Annotated in this window: 13 protein-coding genes, 1 tRNA gene and 1 pseudogene; 4 read left to right on the top strand and 11 right to left on the bottom strand. The window is 72.2% G+C overall.

Annotation, left to right across the window (positions count from 1 at the left end):
* Nucleotides 1-123: 123 nt before the first annotated feature.
* The 9 genes and pseudogenes from ACFWA7_RS07495 to ACFWA7_RS07455 all read right to left on the bottom strand — a co-directional run bounded on the left by ACFWA7_RS07495 (nucleotide 124) and on the right by ACFWA7_RS07455 (nucleotide 9,799).
* The gene (locus tag ACFWA7_RS07495) at nucleotides 124-1,779 is read right to left on the bottom strand and encodes a long-chain fatty acid--CoA ligase (protein ID WP_385542437.1); all 1,656 of its coding nucleotides are present in this window, start codon (nucleotides 1,777-1,779) and stop codon (nucleotides 124-126) included.
* A 167-nt stretch (nucleotides 1,780-1,946) separates the two neighbouring features.
* Nucleotides 1,947-2,483 carry a SigE family RNA polymerase sigma factor gene (locus ACFWA7_RS07490; RefSeq protein ID WP_385542435.1) on the bottom strand — a complete coding sequence of 179 codons (537 nt, stop codon included), beginning with the start codon at nucleotides 2,481-2,483 and terminating at the stop codon, nucleotides 1,947-1,949.
* A 124-nt stretch (nucleotides 2,484-2,607) separates the two neighbouring features.
* A complete protein-coding gene (locus ACFWA7_RS07485; RefSeq protein WP_385821550.1) occupies nucleotides 2,608-3,630 on the bottom strand; it encodes a DUF1906 domain-containing protein in 1,023 nt (340 codons plus the stop codon).
* 553 nt (nucleotides 3,631-4,183) lie between these two features.
* A complete protein-coding gene (locus ACFWA7_RS07480) occupies nucleotides 4,184-5,350 on the bottom strand; it encodes a lipid-transfer protein (protein WP_385542431.1) in 1,167 nt (388 codons plus the stop codon).
* Entirely contained in the window at nucleotides 5,347-5,763 is a 417-nt protein-coding gene (locus tag ACFWA7_RS07475) for a MaoC family dehydratase (RefSeq protein WP_385542429.1), read from the bottom strand. Before ACFWA7_RS07475 ends, ACFWA7_RS07480 begins: the two co-directional genes overlap by 4 nt.
* Nucleotides 5,760-6,929, bottom strand: a complete 1,170-nt coding sequence (locus tag ACFWA7_RS07470; protein WP_385821548.1) for an acyl-CoA dehydrogenase family protein — start codon at nucleotides 6,927-6,929, stop codon at nucleotides 5,760-5,762. Before ACFWA7_RS07470 ends, ACFWA7_RS07475 begins: the two co-directional genes overlap by 4 nt.
* The gene (locus ACFWA7_RS07465; RefSeq protein ID WP_385821580.1) at nucleotides 6,929-7,948 is read right to left on the bottom strand and encodes a bifunctional MaoC family dehydratase N-terminal/OB-fold nucleic acid binding domain-containing protein; all 1,020 of its coding nucleotides are present in this window, start codon (nucleotides 7,946-7,948) and stop codon (nucleotides 6,929-6,931) included. Before ACFWA7_RS07465 ends, ACFWA7_RS07470 begins: the two co-directional genes overlap by 1 nt.
* Before the next feature lie 93 nt (nucleotides 7,949-8,041).
* Nucleotides 8,042-9,223, bottom strand: a pseudogene (locus ACFWA7_RS07460) (acyl-CoA dehydrogenase family protein); the annotation flags it as partial.
* A gap of 270 nt (nucleotides 9,224-9,493) precedes the next feature.
* Nucleotides 9,494-9,799: a hypothetical protein gene (locus tag ACFWA7_RS07455; RefSeq protein ID WP_385542425.1), complete on the bottom strand. Its 306-nt coding sequence runs from the start codon at nucleotides 9,797-9,799 to the stop codon at nucleotides 9,494-9,496.
* A 525-nt stretch (nucleotides 9,800-10,324) separates the two neighbouring features.
* Here ACFWA7_RS07455 and ACFWA7_RS07450 point away from each other — a divergent pair.
* The 3 genes from ACFWA7_RS07450 to ACFWA7_RS07440 all read left to right on the top strand — a co-directional run bounded on the left by ACFWA7_RS07450 (nucleotide 10,325) and on the right by ACFWA7_RS07440 (nucleotide 12,160).
* On the top strand, nucleotides 10,325-11,380 hold the full coding sequence (locus ACFWA7_RS07450) for a bifunctional DNA primase/polymerase (RefSeq protein WP_385821546.1): 1,056 nt from the start codon (nucleotides 10,325-10,327) through the stop codon (nucleotides 11,378-11,380).
* 208 nt (nucleotides 11,381-11,588) lie between these two features.
* Nucleotides 11,589-11,726 carry a hypothetical protein gene (locus ACFWA7_RS07445; RefSeq protein WP_385542421.1) on the top strand — a complete coding sequence of 46 codons (138 nt, stop codon included), beginning with the start codon at nucleotides 11,589-11,591 and terminating at the stop codon, nucleotides 11,724-11,726.
* A complete protein-coding gene (locus ACFWA7_RS07440) occupies nucleotides 11,723-12,160 on the top strand; it encodes a hypothetical protein (protein ID WP_385821544.1) in 438 nt (145 codons plus the stop codon). Before ACFWA7_RS07445 ends, ACFWA7_RS07440 begins: the two co-directional genes overlap by 4 nt.
* A 135-nt stretch (nucleotides 12,161-12,295) precedes the next feature.
* On the opposite strand, the gene ACFWA7_RS07435 is transcribed toward ACFWA7_RS07440, so the two are convergent.
* Nucleotides 12,296-12,380, bottom strand: a tRNA-Ser gene (locus ACFWA7_RS07435).
* Between the two features lie 138 nt (nucleotides 12,381-12,518).
* On the bottom strand, nucleotides 12,519-14,180 hold the full coding sequence (locus tag ACFWA7_RS07430) for a trypsin-like peptidase domain-containing protein (protein WP_385821542.1): 1,662 nt from the start codon (nucleotides 14,178-14,180) through the stop codon (nucleotides 12,519-12,521).
* Nucleotides 14,181-14,499: 319 nt separating this feature from the next.
* Here ACFWA7_RS07430 and ACFWA7_RS07425 point away from each other — a divergent pair, with 319 nt between their 5' ends.
* The gene (locus ACFWA7_RS07425; RefSeq protein ID WP_385536273.1) at nucleotides 14,500-15,327 is read left to right on the top strand and encodes a glycerophosphodiester phosphodiesterase; all 828 of its coding nucleotides are present in this window, start codon (nucleotides 14,500-14,502) and stop codon (nucleotides 15,325-15,327) included.
* Nucleotides 15,328-15,439 lie beyond the last annotated feature (112 nt).

Here is a 15,439-nt window from a genome sequence, read left to right as displayed (position 1 = left end):
GCCCCCTAACCGGTGGGGGCCGGGTCATTTATCCCTTCAAACCCCCCACCCCCAACACCCCCGCAATTTTTACAGTTTAAAATCGGCCCGGCCCACCCCACCCGGCCACCGTCAGCGCACTCGTCAGCGCAGCTCCGTGACGTCCAGCTCCCCGTCCGCGTACTGCTTGCGGATCACCTTCTTGTCGAACTTCCCCACGCTCGTCTTCGGCACCGACTCGACGATCGTCCACCGCTCCGGCAGCTGCCACTTCGCGACGGACCGGGAGAGGAACTCCTTCAGGGCCACGTAGTCGGCCGTCGCCCCCGGCTTCAGTACGACCGTGGCGAGCGGGCGCTCGCCCCACTTCTGGTCGGGGACCGCGACCACCGCGGCCTCGGCGACCTCGGGGTGGGCCATCAGCGCGTTCTCCAGGTCGACCGAGGAGATCCACTCCCCGCCCGACTTGATGACGTCCTTGGCGCGGTCGGTGAGCGTCAGGAAACCCTCGGCGCTGATCACGCCGACGTCACCCGTCTTCAGCCAGCCGTCCTCGCTGAACTTGTCGGCGGGGCGGAAGTCCTCGCCGCCCGCGCCGCCGTAGTACGCGCCCGCGATCCAGGTGCCCCGGACCTCCAGCTCACCCGCCGACTCGTTGTCCCAGGGCAGGATGTCCCCGCCGGGACCGACCAGCCGCGCCTCGACGCCCGCCGGGAAACGGCCCTGGGTGATCCGGTACGGCCACTCCTCCTCGGCCGTGAGCCCGGCCGGCGGGTTGGCCATGGTGCCCAGCGGCGACGTCTCCGTCATGCCCCACGCGTGGCAGAGCCGGACGCCCAGCTTGTCGTACGCCTCCATCAGTGAGGGCGGACAGGCCGCGCCGCCGATGGTGACCCTCACCATCGAAGTGAGGTCCCGGGGGCGCGCGGTGACCTCGGCGAGCAGTCCCTGCCAGATCGTCGGCACGGCGGCGGCGTGTGTGGGCTTCTCACGCTCGATCATCTCGGCGAGCGGCGCCGGCTGCAGGAAGCGGTCCGGCATCAGCATGTCGACGCCGGTCATGAAGGTCGCGTGCGGCAGCCCCCAGGCGTTCACATGGAACTGCGGCACCACGACCAGGGTCGTGTCCTTGTCCGTGAGCCCCATCGACTCGGCCATGTTGACCTGCATCGAGTGCAGATAGACCGAACGGTGCGAGTAGACGATGCCCTTGGGGTCGCCCGTCGTGCCGGAGGTGTAGCACATGGCGGCGGCGCTGCGCTCGTCCAGCTGCGGCCAGTCGTACGAGGTCGGGCGGCCCGCGAGCAGCTCCTCGTACTCGTGCACCTGCGGCCCCGCGCCGTCGATGTCGTCGAGCAGCGAACGGTCGCCGGGCCCGGAGACCACGATGTGCTCGACAGTCGGCAGATGCGGCAGCAGCGGGGCGAGCAGCGGCAGCAGCGAACCGTTGACGATGATCACGCGGTCGGCCGCGTGGTTGACGATCCAGATCAGCTGCTCGGCCGGGAGCCGCAGGTTCAGCGTGTGCAGCACCGCGCCCATGGAGGGAATCGCGAGATACGCCTCGACGTGCTCGGCGTTGTTCCACATCAGGGTGGCGGTCGCCTGGCCGTCCTCGACGCCGAGCTCACGCAGAGCGTGTGCCAGCTGTGCGGCCCGGCCCCCGATCTCGGCGAAGCTGCGGCGCCGTGGCTCCGCCTCGCCGGTCCAGGTCGTGACCTGCGACTTGCCGTGGATCGTCGACCCGTGGGTCAGGATCCGCGAGATCAGCAGCGGTACGTCCTGCATGGTGCTCAGCACGGCGGCCTCCCGGGGGCGCTACGGTGCGCCACGTGGCGATAGGGGTGTGCCGATTCTGCTCACGTACCGCGCGGTATGTCACTACCCGGAGGTAATGAATCACCCACGAGACCAAGGTCACGCGGTGCGCGGGCCCCTGCGCCCGGTATCGGCCGCCTGGTTTCCGGTCAGCGGACGGGGGCGAGCTCCGGGTCCTCGCGGAGCTTGCCCAGCGCCCGGGAGACCGCGCTCTTCACCGTGCCGACGGAGACCCCCAGTACCTCGGCGGTCTGCGCCTCGCTCAGGTCCTCGTAGTACCGCAGCACGACCATCGCCCGCTGGCGGTCCGGCAGCTTCATCACGGCGCGCCACATCGCGTCGTGCAGAACCTGCTGGTCGGCCGGGTCCGGCTCCGGTACCGAATCCGGCTCGGGCAGCTCGTCGCAGGCGAACTCGTCCACCTTGCGCTTGCGCCACTGCGAGGTCCGGGTGTTGAGGAGCGCACGGCGCACATAGCCGTCGAGGGCGCGGTGGTCCTCGATCCGGTCCCAGGCGACATAGGTCTTGGTGAGGGCCGTCTGCAGCAGGTCCTCGGCGTCACTCGGGTTCGCGGTCAGCGAGCGTGCGGTGCGCAGCAGCACGGGGCCTCGGGCCCGCATGTACGAGGCGAACGACGGATACGGCGTCGCCGCCCGGGAGGCGCTGTTGCAGACAGGCGTGGTCATGCCTCCACGCTAGGAGCGCCCGCTACGCCACGGATCGGCCCCAGGTCGCGAAACTGGGTCCCTCTCAGGTTGTACGGGTAGGGGTGACTGCACCTCCTGAAGGTGGAGGACGCCCCCGGGCTCGTCAGGGTTGGAACCGCGCGACCGGCGCGTCCACCGTGTTCCGGTCCACCACGAGCCGGTGCCCGCCGTGCGTCTCGGTCACGTTCCCCGCGTACTGGTGAATGCGCCGGTGCGGCTGCCACGCGTCCGCGTGCAGGGTCGGTTCCCCGTACAAGGACGGCCCGGAGCCCCACCGCGCGAACCACATCACCGACGGCAGGTCGGACTGCCCGGCCCGCCGGGCCTGCTCCATGTGCCGCACACCCGACTCGGCGCTGCTGTAGAACCCGGGCAGAAAGCCCTGGCCGCGCACCTCACGGTTCCAGGCACGGACGAACGCCAGCGTGGTTCGCGCGCACCCCGAGTCGCCCGCGTCGTACGCCTCCATGTCCAGGTAGAGCGCGCTGCCCTGCCGGATGCCCAGCTTCCCGGCCGCGTCGGCCGCCTGCCTCCCCTCGGTCCGGCCCTGGGCCGCCGAGCCGCTGCCCATCCGCACCTTCCGCTTCGCCTCCGACCGCACGCACGGCGACTGCGAGCCGACGAAGATCGGCAGCACCCGCCAGCCCATCCCGTCCACACTCGCCAACCAGCTCCGGCTGAGGTGGAGCTGGTTCGGGCAGCCGCGCCCGCGCCCCGCGAAGTAGACACCGACCCCTCGGTACGACGACGACCGCCAGGCCTTCATCGTCGCCAGCGGCGGCGCCTGACAGGTGTCGAACGCCGCCCCCTTGAAGCGCACGGCCCGCGCCAGCACCTCAGGACTGTCGACCGCGTCCGCCGGAGCGGCGAACGGGGCGGCCTCCGCGGCGGCCTCCGGGGAGGCGGCAGCGTCGACGTCCGAGGCGACGCCCGAGCCGGCCTCCGGCGCGGCGGCGACGGCCGGGACATCGGGCACCGGCGCGGCGGCGACGGCCGGGACATCGGGCACCGGCGCGGCCGACGCGGGTGGGCTCAGCGTGAGCAGAGCGGCGAGCGTGGTGGCCACGGCGAGCGGTGGCGTGACGATGCCCAGGTACCAGGGACGGATCGATGTATGGCTGCGCATAAGGCGAGTGAAAGGCCGTCAGCTTCCGCCGGCCACCGCTCGGCCCTCCGCCTCAGCCGTCCGTGGACAGGATCATCCTTCCGTGTACGGAGGTTCAGCCGTCCGTGTGCGACGGGGCGAGTGGCCCGCGCACGGGAGGGGGGTGTTCGGCGTACGGGACGCGGGCGGTCGGCGTAGGGGAAGCCAGTGGCCCGCGTGGGGGAAGCTGGCGGTCGACGTGCGGGAAGCCAGTGGCCGGTGTGCAGGAAGCGGGCGGTCGACGCCCGGGAAGCCGGTGGCCGGTGTGCAGGAAGCGGGCGGTCGACGCCCGGGAAGCCAGTAGCCGGCGTGCGGGAAGCGGGCAGTCGACGCCCGGGAAGCCAGTAGCCGGTGTGCAGGAAGCGGGCGGTCGACGCCCGGGAAGCCAGTAGCCGGTGTGCAGGAAGCGGGCGGTCGACGCGCGGGAAGCCAGTAGCCGGTGTGCAGGAAGCGGGCGGTCGGCGTGCCGTGCTCAGCCGCCCCGCCCCGCGCCGCCCCGCGCCATCCCGCCCCACTCCGCCCCGCCCCGCCGTGTTCAGTCCTCCGCGCTCAGAACCAGCCCCGACGTCGGAACACCCGTGCCGGCCGTCACCAGCACCCGCCCGGCGCCCGGTATCTGATTGACCGCCAGTCCCCTGACCTGCCGGACCGCTTCCGCTATCCCGTTCATCCCGTGCAGATACGCCTCCCCCAGCTGTCCCCCGTGCGTGTTCAGCGGCAACGCGTCCGCCGCCACGAAATCCGCCGCCTCCCCCGCCCCGCAGAACCCGAACTCCTCCAGCTGCATCAGCACGAACGGCGTGAAGTGGTCGTACAGGATCGCCACATCGATCTCGGCCGGAGTGAGCCCGGACGTCCGCCAGAGCTGCCGCGCGACCACCCCCATCTCGGGCAGCCCGGTCAGATCGTCCCGGTAGAAACTCGTCATCCCCTCCTGTCTGCGGCCCGCCCCCTGTGCGGCCGCGGTGATCACGGCGGGCGGGCGGCGCAGATCCCGCGCCCGCTCGGCCGTAGTGACGACGATCGCCTGACCGCCGTCCGTCTCCTGGCAGCAGTCGAGGAGCCGCAGCGGCTCCACGATCCATCGCGAGGCGGCGTGGTCGGCCGGCGTGATCGGCCTGCCGTAGAAGTACGCCGCCGGGTTGGTCGCCGCATGCCGCCGGTCGACGACGGCCACGTGCCCGAACGCCTCGGGCGTCAGTCCGTAGGCGTGCAGATAGCGCTGGGCGGCCATGGCGACCCAGGAGGCCGGAGTGAGCAGCCCGAACGGCAGCGACCAGCCGAGCGCCGCCCCCTCGGCGGACGGCTCCCGGTGCTGCACCCCGGACCCGAACCGCCGCCCCGAACGCTCGTTGAACGCCCGATAGCAGACGACCACTTCCGCCACCCCCGAGGCCACCGCGAGCGCCGCCTGCTGGACGGTCGCGCACGCGGCGCCACCGCCGTAGTGGATCCGCGAGAAGAACGACAGCTCGCCTATGCCGGCCGCCTGCGCCACGGTGATCTCGGGGCTGGTGTCCATGGTGAACGTGACCATGCCGTCGACGTCGTCGGGGGTGAGCCCGGCGTCGTCGAGCGCGGCGCGCACCGCCTCCACCGCGAGCTTCAGCTCGCTGCGGCCCGAGTCCTTGGAGAACTCGGTCGCCCCTATCCCGGCGATCGCCGCCTTCCCCCCGAGCGAGTCGGCCCGCCGGACGCTCATACCGCCACCTCCCCGGCACCGCTCGCCCCGGCCCGGGGGAGTGCGACCGTCACGGTCCCGGTGACGTGGTGGCCCAGCCCGTTCGCCCCCACCACCCGCACCTCGGCCGTGTCCGCCTCCACCGCGGTGACCGTGCCCGTCAAGGTCATCGTGTCGCCGGGATGGTTGGGCGCCCCCAGCCGTATGCGCACCGAGCGCAGCCGTGACTCGGGGCCGAAGTGGTCGGTGATGTAACGCCCGACCAGGCCGTTGGTGGTCAGGATGTTCATGAAGATGTCCGGGGACCCCTTCTCCTGGGCGAGCACCGCGTCGTGGTGCACGTCCTGGTAGTCGCGGGAGGCCACGGCCCCGGCGACTATCAGCGTCCGGGTGACCGGGATCTCCAGCGGTGGCAGCTCGTCGCCCGCTTTCATGCCGCGCCCTCCTCTCCGTCCTGCCCGACCTGCCCGTCCAGTCCGTCCAGTCCGTCCAGTCCGTCCGGCCCGTCCAGTCCGTTCAAGGCGTCCACCTCGCCGTTCGGGACACCCGTCGCGCCCTCACCGTCGACGATCAACCCGCCCAGCTCCTCCAGCAGTTCGGCGCCGCACCCCAGGTAGGCGTCGATCTGGCGGCCCCAGAGGAAGTGCCGGTGCACCGGGTGCTCCAGGTCGGCGCCGAGTCCGCCGTGCAGATGCTGGCCCGTGTGGACGACCCTTCTGCCCGCCTCGGACGCCCACCAGGCCGCCGTCAGCGCGTGCGTGCGGTACGGCAGCGCCCGGTCGCGCCGCCAGGCCGCCTCGTACGAGGTCACCCGTATCGCCTCGGTCTCCATGTAGGCGTCGGCCGCCCGCAGCAGGACCGCCTGGTTGGTCGAGAGCGGCCGCCCGAACTGCTCACGGGTGCCGGTGTGCGCCACCGCCCGTGCAAGCGACCCCGCGCACACGCCCGTCTGCAATCCGGCGAAGGCGGTACGTGCGGTCGCCAGCACGTCCTCGTACGCGCCCGGCCCCGGGCCGCCGACCCGCTCGCCCCGCGCTCCCAAGAGCGTGAGCCGCCCGGCCGACCAGGGCGCGGTCGTCTCGACCGGCTCCGCCCGCGTCCCGGGTGCTCCCGTCCGTATCCACCACAACGCCCGGTCCGCGTCCGGCACCAGGACGTGCGTGGCCTCCCGCAGCCAGGGGACCACCGGCACCACTCCGGTCAGCTCCCCTGTCGGCCCCCCGTCCGCCGAGGCCCGTACTCCGCCGTGCGCGGGGAAAGCGCCGGTCGCCACCGCGGTGCCGGCCCTCAGCGCCGGGAGCAGCCGGTCGCGCTGTTCCCCGGAGCCGTGGGCGGCCAGTGCCAGGACTCCGTAGACGCAGCTCGCCGCGAACGGCACCTGGGCGGTGGTCCGGCCCTGCTCCTCCAGTGCGAGGACCAGCCCGAGCAGCCCCGTCTCCTCGACGGCCGCAGGCAGCCCCGCGCCGCACAGGGCCTTCCACAGCTCGGTGTCCGTCCCCGTCCCCGCGGCAGTGAGGCGCTCATGGGTGGACAGGTCCCCGAAGATCTCCCCGGCCAGCTCACGGACGGCCGACTGCTCCTCGGTGGGGGTGAAGTCCATCAGCCACCCTCACTCCCTCGGAACACCGGCAGCTCCAACTCCTCGTCGACTCGCAGGAATTCAAGCCGCACGGGCATCCCGATCCGCACCTTGTCGTACGGGACCCCCACCACGTTGCTGATCATCCGCACGCCCTCGGAAAGCTCGATCAGCCCCACCGCGTACGGGCCCGCCCCGTCCCCATCGGGGTCGGCCGGGACGTCCCCATCGGGGTAGGCCAGGACGTCTCCACCCGCACCGGATCCCGCGCCGGTGGCGTCGGACACGGCGAACCCCGGGAACCGAGGGTGGTGCATGACCACGTACGAGAACACCGTCCCGGCGCCGCTCGCCTCCACCGTGTCCCACTCGGCCGCCCCGCATCCGTTGCACCCCGGCAGCCAGGGGAAGCGCAGCTCACCGCACTCGGTGCAGCGCTGGATCAGCAGCTTGTGCGCCGCGACTCCGTCCCAGAACCCGGCGTTGTCCCGGTTGACGACCGGTCTCGGCCGCCGCCCCCTGGGTTCGCGACGCGCCGGGGCGTACTTGAGGATCCGGAAGCGGTGCGTGCCCGCGAGCTCGCCGTTCGCCCGCACGTCCATCCGCGTGGTGATGAAGTGGCCCGTCCCCAGCTTGGTGGTCTTCCGCTCCGAGACCGTCTCGATCACCGCGTCATAGGTGATCCGGTCGCCCGGGCGCAGCTCCCGTACGTACTCCTGCTCGCAGTCGGTCGCGACCACCGAGGTGAAACCGGCGCCGTCGAGCAGCGCGAACAGTTCGTCGTGGGCTCCCGAGCGGTCCGTGTGCCCCGAGAGGCCGCCCATCGTCCAGGCCTGGAGCATGGCCGGCGGCGCGATCGCGTCCGGCCCCCGGTAGGCCGGGTTGGTGTCGCCCATCGCCTCGCACCAGTGCCTGATCATCGGCTCGTTGACCAGGTCCTTGCCGACGCCCTCGCTCGCCGCCGACTTCCCCTCGTACGCCTTCAGACGCCAGTACAGCCCGCCCGGGTCCGTGCGCGCGGACGGCCCCTCCCCGCGCATGTTCCCCTCCTCCGGACCTGTAGGTCGCCTCTCTGAGCTCTCTGCGCTCGCAGACCGCCCCTCCGGGCGCGCGGACATGTTCTCGCTCACCTGCCTCCGCCCCCTCTTCATCCCGAGCCGCATCGTGGCGACGATCTCCCGCTGCACCTCGCTCACCCCGCCCCCGAACGTGTTGATCTGTGCCGCCCTGTTCATCCGCTCCAGCTCCCCGTCCCCCACGGCGCCCGGCGAACCTCGCCGCACCAGCGCCGCTTCCCCCGTGATCTCCTGGCACATTCGATACGTCTCGACGGCCGATTCGGTTCCCATGAACTTCACGCCGCTCGCGTCGCCGGGGGCCAGCGAACCCGCCCCCACATCCCCCACCAAACGCCAGTTGAGCAGTCGATTCGCCGCCAGCCGGGCATGCGTTTCGGCGATCCTGGATCGCACCCACGGCTCGTCAACCCTGCGCCGCCCGCTCACCGGATCGGGGGTACGGGCGCGGGCGAGCGCCGCCTCGTAGAAATCCTCGGCCTGCATGCCGATCGCGGCGAGCGCGACCCGCTCGTGGTTGAGCTGGTTGGTGATCAGCCCCCATCCGCCGTTCTCCTCGCCGACCAGGTTCCCGGCCGGAACGCGGATCCCGTCGTAGTACGTGGCCGTCGTGGTCAGGCCGCCCACGGTGCGGATCGGCGTCCACGAGAAGCCCGGCGCGTCGGTCGGGACCAGGATGATCGATATGCCCCGGTGCTTGGGCGCCGAGGGGTCCGTGCGGCAGGCGAGCCAGATCCAGTCGGCGTTCTGGGCGTTGGAGGTGAAGGTCTTCTGGCCTTCGACCAGCCAGTCCTCGCCGTCCCGTACGGCCCGGGTCCGCAGCGAGGCGAGGTCGGTCCCGGCTTCCGGCTCGCTGTAGCCGATGGCGAAGACGAGGTCGCCGGCGAGGATCCGGGGCAGGAAGTACCTCTTCTGCTCCTCGGTCCCGTACCGCATCAGGGTCGGCCCGACCGTGTTCAGCGTGACCATCGAGACGGGGGCGCCCGCGCGGTACGCCTCGTCGAAGAAGACGAACTGCTCGTCGGGGCCGCGCCCCTGGCCGCCGTACTCGACGGGCCAGCCGAGCCCCAGCATCCCGTCGGCGCCGATGCGCCGGAGCAGGGCGCGCCGCGCCGCCGGATCACCGTCCGCCGGATCGTCACCGTGCGCGGCGCCCGCGCCGTCCGGCATCAAGGCGCCAAAGTACGAGCGGAGTTCGGCGCGCAGACGCTGCTGGCGTTCGGTCGGGGCGAGGTGCACGGCGGCGGCCTCCGGAGTCCGGACGTACGCTTACGGGTCGGGGTTTCTGACTGTCCGTCAGATGCGGCTCTCCTGTCAATGCTCATGCCGGCGCCTGCGCCAGTGCCGGTGCCGCTGCCACCACCTCTGCCTGCACCTGCGTCCGCGCCCGTACCCCTGCCGCCCGGCGCCATCCGGACACACGACTGCCCGGGTGGCCGCGCCGCAGCGCCGCCACCCGGGCAGTCGTTCACCCCATTGACCCTGACCCCGACCCCGAGGGGCCCCGGCTCACCAGAGGTTGGTGAAGTTGACCGACACGTTGTCCTGACGGATCGCCGTGAAGGCGGAGCCGTTCACCTGGGCGGTATTGCTCTGGTTCGAGGCGCCCGACCCCACCGCCTGCTGCTGCGTGGTGGACGAGTTCCCCCTGTTGTCGTGCCCGACGCCGCTCCCGCTGACGGTCGCCACTGCCGCGTTCGATCCGTGGCCCGCGAAGGAGCCGTTGTCCGCGGCGGCCACCCCCGTGAGGAGCCCCACCGCGAGAGGCAGGGCGGCGACGGCGGCGATGACGCGGGCGGTACGGATGCTTGCCATGTCTATTCCTCCAGGAACCAGAAGTACGGCTTGCTCCAGGGAAGTTGGCCGACCGCCCCGGACGCTGCTGCGACGTCGCGACATCAGAGTTGCCCACCGAATCCCCATCGAACCAGCCCAGTCGGCACGTTTCGCTCGCAAGCGTGAGGACATGTCGATAAACCATCAATGCGCCTCCAAAACCCCAGAGCCCTCCTGCCGCCCCAGGCGCACCGCGCCACACACCGGCCCTCAGGGGAGAAGAAGCGTTTCAGCGCACTTTCGGCCAATCTTCCGCGCCGCTCTGCTGTCACCGGGGTGACGGGCAGCCGTACCTCGCCCGCCACACACCCGTCTCCCGTCCCGCCCGAGCCCGTATTCGCCCGGCTCGGGCCCCCGGATCGGTTCAGCCCACACCCCGCCTCCGCCCGGTCGCGCCCAACCCGCGGACGCTCCCCGCCCCCTTGGAACCCGAACCGTTTCCCGCTTGGAACCCGAACCGTTTCCCGCTTCCCTTTTTCGAACACTCGTACGAACATGGAGGACATGGCCACCATCGACCGGCATGCCTCCACCCTGGCCCTCGCCCACGCTCTCTCCGTCGCCGAGCGCGGACTCCCCGTCATTCCGCTGTCCCGCTCCAAGCTCCCCGCGCTGCGCTCGCCGCACCACGACGAGCCGCAGCCCGCCCTCTGCCGGGGCGAGTGCGGGCTGCCGGGGCACGGGGTGCACGACGCGACCACGGACCCGGCGGCGGTACGCGCGCTGTTCGCGGCCGCGCCCTGGGCCACCGGGTACGGCATCGCCTGCGGGCGGCCCCCGCACCACCTCATCGGGATCGATCTGGACACGATGAAGCCGGTCCAGGCGGAGCGCGGGGCGGCAGACGTACCGGTGGGAGCGGCGGCGGCCTCGGCTCCGGGGCCGACTCCGGGGTCTGTGGCGGATTCGCCGACGGGGACGGCGACAGGGGCGTCGGTTCCGCCCCAGCGCGAGCCGGGGGCGGTGCGGGCGTCGCCGCCGTCGCCCTTCATGCCGCTCGCCGCCGACCCGCTGCCCGAGTCCGTGGGGGCCCTCCAACACCTGGCGCTGCGGCACCTGTTCACGATCCCGGAGACCGTCGTCGTGATCACGCCGAGCGGCGGGCGGCACATCTGGCTGACCGGTCCGCCCGACCGGGTCGTCCCCAACTCCGCGAGCCGGCTCGCGCCCGGTATCGACGTCCGGGGCGCGGGCGGCTATCTGGTCGGCCCCGGCTCGCTGACCAGCAACGGCGTCTACCGGCTCGCCCCGGGCACGGCCCATCTGGCGCCCGCTCCCTGCCCCGACGCGCTTCTCGATCTGCTCACGCCCCCGGCGCGCGCCCACCACCCCCGGGCATACGGCACGGAACGGGGCCATGGCCTGGTGCAGTTCGTCCTCGCCGCTCACGAGGGCCAGCGCAACACCCGCCTCTTCTGGGCCGCCTGCCGTGCCTACGAGAACGGCATCGGCGACGCCCTGGCCGACCGCCTCACCGCCGCCGCGGTCCACACCGGCCTCACCGAGCGGGAGGCGCGGGCGACGATCGCGTCGGCGGCGCGGCTGACGGCGGCGTACTGAGGAGCAGTCGCGCACGCAGGGGTACGGAACAAAGGCGTACGCAGGAGTGCGGCTGTCGCACAAGTACGTATGCCTGTAGGGGGCGTCGCCCCATAGCCAAAGCCCCTTACACGTCCAGCTGTGGGAGCACGGCATCGGAGCAGGTCAGCGGGCTGATCCCCGGTCACACGCCCGTGACCGGCACATACGCTTCCCGCACAGCCGCTGCATGGATTTTCGTCTGCACGGGATGCACGTGGTCCTCAACAGCTCCATCGGCAAGCTCTCCTCGGAGTTCATCAGCACGCGCTCCGGCTGCACCGTGACCCAGATCGGTCCCGGCGTCTTCGGCCAGGCCTCTAGGTGAAGACCAACGGCCCGGCCGGTCCGAAGGCGAAGCTGCGGGACGCCGACCACAAGGTGCTCGGCACCGCGGACCGCGCCCACCCGCTCGACAGCGGCATGGGTGTCAAGATCGTCGGCGCGAACACCACGACGCCGAAGCTGGGCCAGCGCACCCAGGGCGGCAACACCCCTTACCGGATAGCCGCGTTCCCGACCGTGCCCAAGGGCTGCACGACGGCGACCCGGCCCAAGACGACCACCACGCCCGCCCCGGCCCCGTCCGCCCACACGGCGGACAGCCAGACCGTCCCCAGGGGCGGCGTCGCCGCCGGTGCCGGGCTCAAGGAGCAGGGCAGCGACAAGACCGCGCTGTACGCGGGCGGCACGGGCGCCGCGGCCCTCGGCGCCGCCGGCTTCACCCTGCTGCGCCGCCGCCGCGCCGCCGGCCGCGTCTGATCCCGTACGGGCCGGGCGCCTCGACGTGGGGACTCGACGTAGAGAGGCGCTCCGGATAAAAACCCCGGATCAAAAAAGCGGTGCCCCGGATTTCCGGGGCACCGCTTTTTTCACAGGCCGTACGGCCCATACACGCGGTGGGTGTGGGATTTGAACCCACGGTGACTCGCGCCACGACGGTTTTCAAGACCGTTCCCTTAGGCCGCTCGGGCAACCCACCCTTGCCCCGGGCCGACCTGCGGCGGGGCGGCTACAGCCTAGCGGAGGGGCCATCGTGGTGCGGAGGCCCGGCCGGGGGACGGCCGGGCTCCCGTGGCAGTTGCCGGGGTGGCTCGGGCAGTTGCCGTGTCGGCGGTGGTCAGCTGTCGCCCATGCGCTCGCCCAGGGTGACCGTGACCGTCGCCTCCTTGCCGTCGCGCTTGTACGTCAGCTGGACCTGGTCGCCCGGCTTGTGCGTCCAGATCTCGCTGATCAGGGTCGGGCCGCTGTCGATCACCGTGTCGCCGAACTTGGTGATGACGTCGCCGGGCTTGAGGCCCGCCTTGTCCGCCGGGCCGCCGGACACCACGGCCGCGGCGCCGCCGGACGCCTGCGGGGAGATCTTGGCGCCCTGGCCCTTCTCGTCCATGGCGACGGTCGCGCCGATCACCGGGTAGACCGGCTTGCCGGTCTTGATGAGCTGCTCCGCCACGTTCTTCGCCTGGTTGACCGGGATCGCGAAGCCCAGGCCGATCGAGCCCGCCTGCGACTGGCCGAAGCCGCCGCTGCCGGCCGACTGGATGGCCGAGTTGATGCCGATGACCGCGCCGCGCGAATCGAGCAGCGGGCCGCCCGAGTTGCCCGGGTTGATGGAGGCGTCGGTCTGGAGGGCGCTCATGTACGACGCCTTGGAGTTGGCTCCGTCGCTGGACGACACCGGGCGGTTCTTGGCGCTGATGATGCCCGTGGTGACCGTGTTCGAGAGGCCGAAGGGCGCGCCGATCGCGATGGTCGAGTCACCGACGGCCACCTGGTCCGAGTTCCCGAGGGCGAGCGGGATCAGGTTGGACGGGGCGTTCTTGAGCTTGATGACGGCCACGTCGTAGCCCTGTGCCCGGCCGACCACCTCGGCGTCGTACTTCTTGCCGTTGGAGAACGTCGCCGTCAGCTTGCCGTTGTTGGCGGCGGAGGCCACCACGTGGTTGTTGGTGACGATGTGGCCCTCCCGGTCGTAGACGAAGCCGGTACCGGTGCCGCCCTCGCCGTCGCCGCCCTGCGCCTCGATCGTCACGACGCTCGGCAGCGCCTTCGCGGCGACCGCCGCGACCGTGCCCGGGTCGCGCTTGAAGTCCTTCGGGGTGTTGGACGCCGAGACCGTGGTCGAGCCGCCGGAGCCGTCCTCGCGGTCCGCCGCCCAGTAGCCGATGGCACCGCCGACGCCGCCCGCGACCAGCGCGGCCACCAGGACGGCCGCGACCAGGCCGCCGCGGCGGCGGCGCGGTCCCTGCGGCTCGGGCACGGGCGCGCCCCAGACGGGGCCGCCGCCTCCGCCGCCGTACGCGGGCAGCGCGGGCGGGGGCGTCGGCCAGCCGCCGCCCGGCGCCTGCGGGGCGGGCCCCTGCGCGTGCGTGGCGGGCGCCCCGCCGTACGGCTCGGCCGGCACCGGGCCGGGCAACTGCGCGGTGACCGGCTCGTGCGCGGACTCCTGCGCGGAGACCGGCTCCTGTACGTGGGTCGCTTCCTGTACGGAGGTCGCTTCCTGCCCGCTCGCCGCCTCCGGCGCGTCCGTCGGCCCGGGCGTCGCGCGCGTGGCCGCGGGCTCGGCGTACGTAGCGGCGGACTCCGGCGTCGCGCGCGTGGCCGCGGGCCCGGCCGCCGAGGACGGCGCCACCGGCCCGGCCTGCGGGGCGGCGTGCTCAGCCGCAGGGGACGGCGCCGCGGCCTCCTCGGACGTCACGGGAGGGGCGGGAGGCGCGGGCGGTGCTGACGACGGGGCAGGCGGGACGGCCGGGGCCGCGGTGCCCTCGTTCTCGGTGCTCACAGCTCTCTCTCCTCGGTTCCACTCAGTCTCGGGGTCGGTATGTTTCGACTTGGGGACGCGACACCGACCATGGTGCGCCAGGGGTCCGACAATCGCGTATCGCACGGTGCGGACGTGTGCACATGTCAGCGCTCAGCTTTTCCCACAAGCTGTCGGGCCACTGTAAGCAGGAGCTGTGTATTCGTGCTCCCGTCCACAGGACGGCGCCCACAGGGCGCCGGCTACGGGGACCGACGCCGGCCACCGGACAGCGCACCCGGCCCCGAGGCGCCCGCCCGCAAGCCGCCCCTCACCCCCGTCGCAGTGGCACGATGACGCGGTGACCCAAGCACGGCAGCACGACAGTCATACGCCCTACCGGGCCTCCATCCAGGTGGTCGCCCACCGCGGTGCCTCCGAGGACGCGCCCGAGCACACCCTCGCCGCGTACGTGAAGGCCATCGAGGACGGTGCGGACGCCCTTGAGTGCGACGTCCGGCTCACCGCCGACGGCCATCTCGTCTGCGTCCACGACCGCCGCGTCAACCGGACCTCCAACGGCCGCGGCGCCGTCTCCACCCTGGAGCTCTCCGAGCTCTCGGCGCTCGACTTCGGCTCCTGGAAGGACAGCGAGGAGAGCCCGGACTGGGGCGACCCGTCCTTCACCTCCGTCCTCACCCTCGAACGGCTCCTGGAACTCGTCGCCGACTCGGGCCGCCGCATCGAGCTGGCCATCGAGACCAAGCACCCCACCCGCTGGGCCGGGCAGGTCGAGGACCGGCTGCTGCACCTGCTCAAGCGCTTCGGAATGGCCGGACCGCCGCCGGCCGGCGAGACCTCGCCCGTACGCATCATGAGCTTCTCCGCGCGCTCCCTGCACCGCGTCGCGGCGGCCGCGCCGGACATCCCGACCGTCTACCTGATGCAGTTCCTGTCGCCCCGGCTGCGCGACGGGCGGCTGCCCGCGGGGGCGCGGATCGCGGGTCCCGGCATGCGGATCGTCCGCAATCACCCCGGCTACATCGACCGGTTGCACGCGGCGGGCCACCAGGTCCACGTCTGGACGGTGAACGAGCCGGAGGACGTCGAACTGTGCGTACGCCTCGGGGTCGAGGCCATCATCACCAACCGTCCGAAACAGGTCCTCCACCAGCTGGGCCGCCTCTGAGGCAGTTGCGCGGGGCATCCTCGGGGCCTCTCGGAGCGCCGTACCAGGGCCGCAGGAGCGCCGCTTCCTTTGTCGCCCTCCCCACTCCCTGTCCCCAGTAATACTGGTGACA

Source organism: Streptomyces sp. NPDC059994 (genome assembly GCF_042737755.1).
GTDB lineage: Bacteria > Actinomycetota > Actinomycetes > Streptomycetales > Streptomycetaceae > Streptomyces.
The sequence above is the reverse complement of the archived record's forward strand: the minus strand, read 5'-3'. Positions and strand labels throughout refer to the sequence as shown.

What these genes read in the sequence shown, in the direction of transcription:
- ACFWA7_RS07490 (WP_385542435.1), bottom strand. Translation starts at nt 2,483, where the DNA reads ATGACCACGCCTGTCTGCAACAGCGCCTCCCGGGCGGCGACGCCGTAT.
- ACFWA7_RS07470 (WP_385821548.1), bottom strand. Translation starts at nt 6,929, where the DNA reads ATGGACTTCACCCCCACCGAGGAGCAGTCGGCCGTCCGTGAGCTGGCC.
- ACFWA7_RS07475 (WP_385542429.1), bottom strand. Translation starts at nt 5,763, where the DNA reads ATGAAAGCGGGCGACGAGCTGCCACCGCTGGAGATCCCGGTCACCCGG.
- ACFWA7_RS07455 (WP_385542425.1), bottom strand. Translation starts at nt 9,799, where the DNA reads ATGGCAAGCATCCGTACCGCCCGCGTCATCGCCGCCGTCGCCGCCCTG.
- ACFWA7_RS07445 (WP_385542421.1), top strand. Translation starts at nt 11,589, where the DNA reads ATGGATTTTCGTCTGCACGGGATGCACGTGGTCCTCAACAGCTCCATC.
- ACFWA7_RS07485 (WP_385821550.1), bottom strand. Translation starts at nt 3,630, where the DNA reads ATGCGCAGCCATACATCGATCCGTCCCTGGTACCTGGGCATCGTCACG.
- ACFWA7_RS07480 (WP_385542431.1), bottom strand. Translation starts at nt 5,350, where the DNA reads ATGAGCGTCCGGCGGGCCGACTCGCTCGGGGGGAAGGCGGCGATCGCC.
- ACFWA7_RS07465 (WP_385821580.1), bottom strand. Translation starts at nt 7,948, where the DNA reads ATGCGCGGGGAGGGGCCGTCCGCGCGCACGGACCCGGGCGGGCTGTAC.
- ACFWA7_RS07450 (WP_385821546.1), top strand. Translation starts at nt 10,325, where the DNA reads ATGGCCACCATCGACCGGCATGCCTCCACCCTGGCCCTCGCCCACGCT.